Genomic DNA, 5484 nt, shown 5'->3' on the forward strand with positions numbered 1-5484 from the left:
ATTACTAATTTTCGGGAACTTTTATTTTATTATAAAATAAAGTTTAAACAGCTTCCTTTTTAAAGAAGAACTAAAACAAATTAATAATGAGAAATCTAATATTGAAGAAAAACTATATCAACAGAATGAAGAGGTTAAAAAGCAAATAAGAACTCTCGAAGAATCTATTGAAATTGATGGGAAGTTATTATCAGAGATAGATAGTCTCAATAAAAAAATAGAGGAAAAAAGACAATCCATTGAAGAGATTAAAACAAAATTGTTTGATTTGTATAAAAACTCGTATAATGAATATATAGATATTGTAGAACAATTAAAAAATAGAACTATAGAGCTCGAAAAAGATGGATTACAGATAAGAGGAGTTACACAATTTAATTTTCCAAAATTTAGAAGAGAAATAATTAATTTTACTCACGGAAAATACAGTGATAACGATAAATATTGTATTTGTGAAGAAGATATATTTTCAATAACCTATGTTATTTATAATCAATATATTTTTATGACTTACCCCTCCATATGACAAATGTATTTATAAAGTGAAGGCTACTCTCTAGGAATAGCCTTCGGTTTATTGTAATGAGATTATTGACTAAAATGCTCCTAAGTAAAGAGCTCCTCCAGCTACTTCTAACTCAGCTCCCTTAACAAATCCGTTAGGTTCTGCTTTAGTAGGGTCAAAGATATATACATTCCCATTAGCATTGATAGGGCAAAGAGGCATATAGAGCTTTCCATTATATACTTTTGCTGTCTGGTAGAAGTTTAGCCATAGTTTTTCAGGAACATTCATCTTAATAGCTGTTTTGTTATTAAGATCTACCCTTGCTACGCTCCAAGCTCCGTCTTCATATTTTCGTGCTGTTGCGGAAGGTGCATAGTTGATATAACCTATTCCATTTCCTACATAGAAGAACCCTGAAATATTGATATCTTCAGTGAGTCCAAGTGCCGTTTTTACATCAAAATCATATGAAGTATCATAGGCTCCTGATGTTATCTTCACTATTTTCCCTGTATTTGTTGGGATTACGTGATAAACACTATTTCCATCATTCACATAAGAAAGTCCGTAATATGAAGAAGGGCTCGCTGTAGCTCCATTTACTGTTGTATTCTTGATAAGAGTAAGGTTATTCAAGGAAGGATAGTCAAGCACTAATGTAGTTGCATTATAAGTATAATTTTTCTCATTCTTGCCTATAGTTGTATTATATTTCGCCCTTGTTGTTCCGAAATAAACTTTCCCATTAGCCACTATGGGGTGACCAAGACCATTTATATAAGAGATTTTTCCAGTTTCCTCAGCTTGAGTTTCTAGAGTATATCTCTTTGTTTCCCGCACATTAGCAGTGAAAGATTCTAAATCAATACTACCCACTATAAGAGTGGCTTCTGTTCTTTGATAAGCTCCTTGCTCATTTTTTATATGATCGGTAAATACTCCAAAGATAAGAGCTGTACGGTTATCCATCACCTTCCAAGTTCCTCCTGCATTCCCTAGAATAGGTTCTACACTGATTTCGGCTACTTTCTTATAGAAATCAGTTCCTCCTGTTACTTCATACTTGGTTATTTTCTTTGTTCCTGCATCATATACAAAAACTTTCTTCCCATTATCAGTAGCATACATCTGTTGTGTACGTGTTTGAGGAAGCACAAAACCATTAGACTGGAAATTAATCTTTCCTGAGGTCATTTTCTCCTGAGAGAGAGGAAGAATCGCCCAGTCAGAGTTTCTTTCGTGCCCTACACGATAAATAACATTAAAGTTTTCCTCTACCTGCCCTGAAGGAGGAGTAGGTGCTGGAGTATTGGAGTTATTATCCTCTTTGTTACAGCTTATTAGTGCTGTCATTGCCATCGCAAGGGATGCAATTTTAGTTGTTTGAAAAATATTTCTATACATAAAATAAAAAAATTAGTTACTGAATCGAATAGGTAATTTTGCCATAGAATGCCCTTCCTGGTTTCTGTAGAGCAAAATTATCAAATACTTGAATGTCAAATATATTCTTAACATTAAAAGCTAAAGTAATTCTCTTATTAGAGAAAGTATAAGCTACTCCCAAATCGTGCAAAGGTTGTGCTGGAATTATTGTTTTATTAGCAGACCCCAAATTTTCCCAATTGAGATAGAACCAATGTGTATAACCAAAATTATAATCGAAAGTACATTTATCTTCCTCAGCAAATAGCCCTTGTTTTATATATTCTATATGTGTATTAGAGGTAAAAAAAGGCTGATTCCTTAATCTGTTCTTATATTGAAAGTAACGAACTCCCGCCTTATCATACTCTAGATTAAATATTGCTCTATTATAAGACAAATTACTATGAATGAAAAAAGAGTTACCAAAGCTATAATGTACATCCATATCCACTCCCTTACTACTTATCTTTCCCAAATTCTCAAAACTAAAAGAGTCATCCGTCTCGCGAGGAACGCCACGAGTAATCAGGTCATTGATATCTCTTACAAAGAAATTAACTTCAGAGGAAAATTTATGCTTTTTATAATAGAAATCGCCTATATTTGCTCCTATATTAAAGTTTGTACTTCTTTCAGGCTTCAGAGCATAATTTGCATTAACCATATCGCTTGTATTCCCAAGGAGCTCAGTTGCAGAGGGCAATCGGATGGCTTTTTCGGCAGAAGTTGTGAACATTAGTTTAGGAGCTATTCTATAAGCAACTACAGCTCCATAGCCTTGATGATCAATCTTTTTTTCGTGTTTTTGAGTATTAATTGTATAACCTAACCGAGGATGAATACGTGTTGTCACCTCTGTAAGAGATACATTTTGATGATAGGACTTATAGAAAAAATTGGTTTTTAGTTTCTTATGAAAGAAATTTGCTTCATAATTTAGTCCTAAAATATGTTTATTATATCTGCGCTTGTCTAAAGCATCACGGGATTCCTGAGGGAGTAAAGGGTCATCTATTTTTCGGGAGAATCCGTTATAAAAATAACTAGCACTGATATTGTGATTTTTTGTAAAGTGATAAGACAGATGGGTACGATTTGCTATATTCTCTTCTGTATTCTCAGCTCTTGTGGCTATGCCAGCCTCCCCTCCTTGAGGATTCAGCTGTTCTTCTCCCTGATAATTTTTCACTCTCTGTCCCAGCCAGTTATAGATATGGGAATCATCATCTATCAAATTCCTATAAGTCAATGAATAGGTAGTAAAAGTATTCAGATTCAGTCCTTTCCAGAAAAGATGATGCTTTTTATACTGTAGGCTAGCTAATCCACTATGACTATTAGTTCTTCGATTTCCATAAACGACATTCATTGTAGCTCCCGTCTGGATATCCTTTTCCATTTGGGAGAACATAAAGCCCAGAGAAAAATCATCTGCCCATTCCTTTTGTACAAATCCTATATTTCCCTTAATTCCACTAGCTCCATAACGGTCGTGAAAACGCTTAGCTGTAATATAATTTATCCGTCCTGTTTCTGGGTCAGTTACATAAACATTATCTCCCCAGACCTTATAATTATTATCCGTATAATTATGATAAGAAGAAAGATTAGCAACTAGCCCTAACTCAGGTTGCCTAAAGGTCGTATTCAGGTCCCATTGATGGGTATTATAGGAGCCATAAGAGTAGGAGGTTATTAAGGAGTTTGAGACATTCTTCTTAAGAACTATATTAATCCCACCCCCTAAAGCATCCTCAGAGATTTCCGTAGGTAATACTCCCTTATATACTTCTATCCTATCAATCATAGATGGAGGAATACTACTGAGTGAAAAAGAACGCCCATAATTACGAATTGGAATTCCATCGATAAAGATTCTAACAGAATTTCCTGTAAGTCCATTAAGGTTAAAAGTCATCTCAGAACCTATCCCTGCAGACTGCCGGATTTTCACTCCTGAGGAACGACCGAGAAGTTCTATCGTCTGGATATTCTTAAGACTGGCTTCTTGTGTTTTTATTACATTCATTGCATAGCCTTTCTCCTTAAGCTCCTCCCCTTTTCCCTTACGCACAACCACCACTTCAGAGAGGCTTATTCCCTCATTTTTATCCAATTTGACGATTATTTTGTTTATTTTTTCTTTGGCAAATACCTTAGTTGTAAGAGGAGCTTGGTCAAAAACGCGAATTTCCACCAAATATTCATTGCCTAATGGAACATTCTTAATAGTAAATGTTCCTTTTTCATCAGTATAAGCAAATAAATTTGTCTTAGGAATATAAACCGTTACCGATTGTGCAGGGCTTCCATCCTTATACAGTACTTTCCCCGAAATAATTCCTCTTTCCTGCACTTGTGAGAACAAGAAAACAGGCATTAATAAATATATAACTAAAATAACCTTTCTAAAAGAGAAATATTTGTTTAAATACAACATCTGTTATTAAATTTGGGCAAAGGTATTATTTTTATTTATTCCAAACAAATATTTAACCGTTATAATTTCTTATTTATATCTTACTTAACAATACCGCCATTGGTTACAAAATATAAAAAAAGAATATCGCCCTACAACTCCCACAGGAGTATTATAGAGCGATATTCTAATAGCAAACGTGTTTAAACTTTTTTGAGGAACTTGGAGATAAACCCTAATAGGAACATTCCAATCCAAGTTACATCAAGATACTCGTATCTCATTATCAAACCTTTATATCCATCAAGCCAACCATTTGCTTGTTCAATTTTAAACCTATTTTTGTACAATTCTTCATCAAAATAATCCAATTATTTATTGTATCTTTGCCCCATTAATCTTAATTTATATTTTTATGAAGAAATTTTTTTTAGCAGTATTTATACTGTTTTTAGCACCTGTAGCCTTAGCACAGAGAGGCCTTTACCACGAAGATCGTCTGTCTTTTGGGAGTAATTTCCTAAAGGATGAAACGGCTATAGGACAGGTTCATTTGGACTTGGGAATAGGTTATCGTTTTTCCGAAAAATTCCGCTTGGGCTTTCTCTTGGGATATGGATACATGGCTTTTCGAGATGAGGCCAAGCAAAAAGCACAGTCTCTTAGCATGGGTATGGGACTTAGTGGCAACTTCAGGTGTTTTGCCAATGAGGCTATAGCCCTACACTCCGATACTCGTATTTACGTAGGAAGCCCCAGCAGAGAGGCCTTAGCCGACTGGGGTTTCTTCAGTGTCGGTACCGAGCTACAGACCTACTTCCTTTCGATAGCCAACGAACGTACCAAGCCTTATATCTCCTTAGGAATCAGCGCTATTTATGGAGGGTATGAGAAAAATAACTTTACTATTGAGCGCACTTACTTCATGCCCCATATTGGCCTTGGGATTGTAACACAATTCTAAGTCTCTGAATGATTTACTGGGTAGGTCATGATCTTTTTCATGGCTCTCTGATTGATAATTAACAATTAACCATTGACAATTAACAATTAATCTTTTTATCTTTGCCCAAAGTTCCTGAATTTTAGTGTTCTTTTTTTTTCAAACACAAAATTACTAATTTTCGGG

3 protein-coding genes are annotated in these 5484 nt (G+C 34.7%); 1 reads left to right on the top strand and 2 read right to left on the bottom strand.

Annotated features, from left to right (window positions below; translation table 11 throughout):
* Positions 1–595 precede the first annotated feature (595 nt).
* Together HMPREF1551_RS03420 and HMPREF1551_RS03425 are read right to left on the bottom strand one after the other, a co-directional pair.
* Positions 596–1912 (bottom strand): hypothetical protein, encoded by a 1317-nt coding sequence (locus HMPREF1551_RS03420; protein ID WP_021627640.1) that lies wholly within the window; start codon positions 1910–1912, stop codon positions 596–598.
* Positions 1913–1928: 16 nt separating this feature from the next.
* A complete protein-coding gene (locus tag HMPREF1551_RS03425; protein WP_021627641.1) occupies positions 1929–4376 on the bottom strand; it encodes a TonB-dependent receptor in 2448 nt (815 codons plus the stop codon).
* A 394-nt stretch (positions 4377–4770) separates the two neighbouring features.
* On the opposite strand from HMPREF1551_RS03425, the gene HMPREF1551_RS03435 reads away from it, so the two are divergent.
* Positions 4771–5319, top strand: a complete 549-nt coding sequence (locus tag HMPREF1551_RS03435) for a hypothetical protein (protein WP_021627643.1) — start codon at positions 4771–4773, stop codon at positions 5317–5319.
* Positions 5320–5484: the final 165 nt, after the last annotated feature.

This window comes from Capnocytophaga sp. oral taxon 863 str. F0517 (assembly GCF_000466425.1).
GTDB lineage: Bacteria > Bacteroidota > Bacteroidia > Flavobacteriales > Flavobacteriaceae > Capnocytophaga.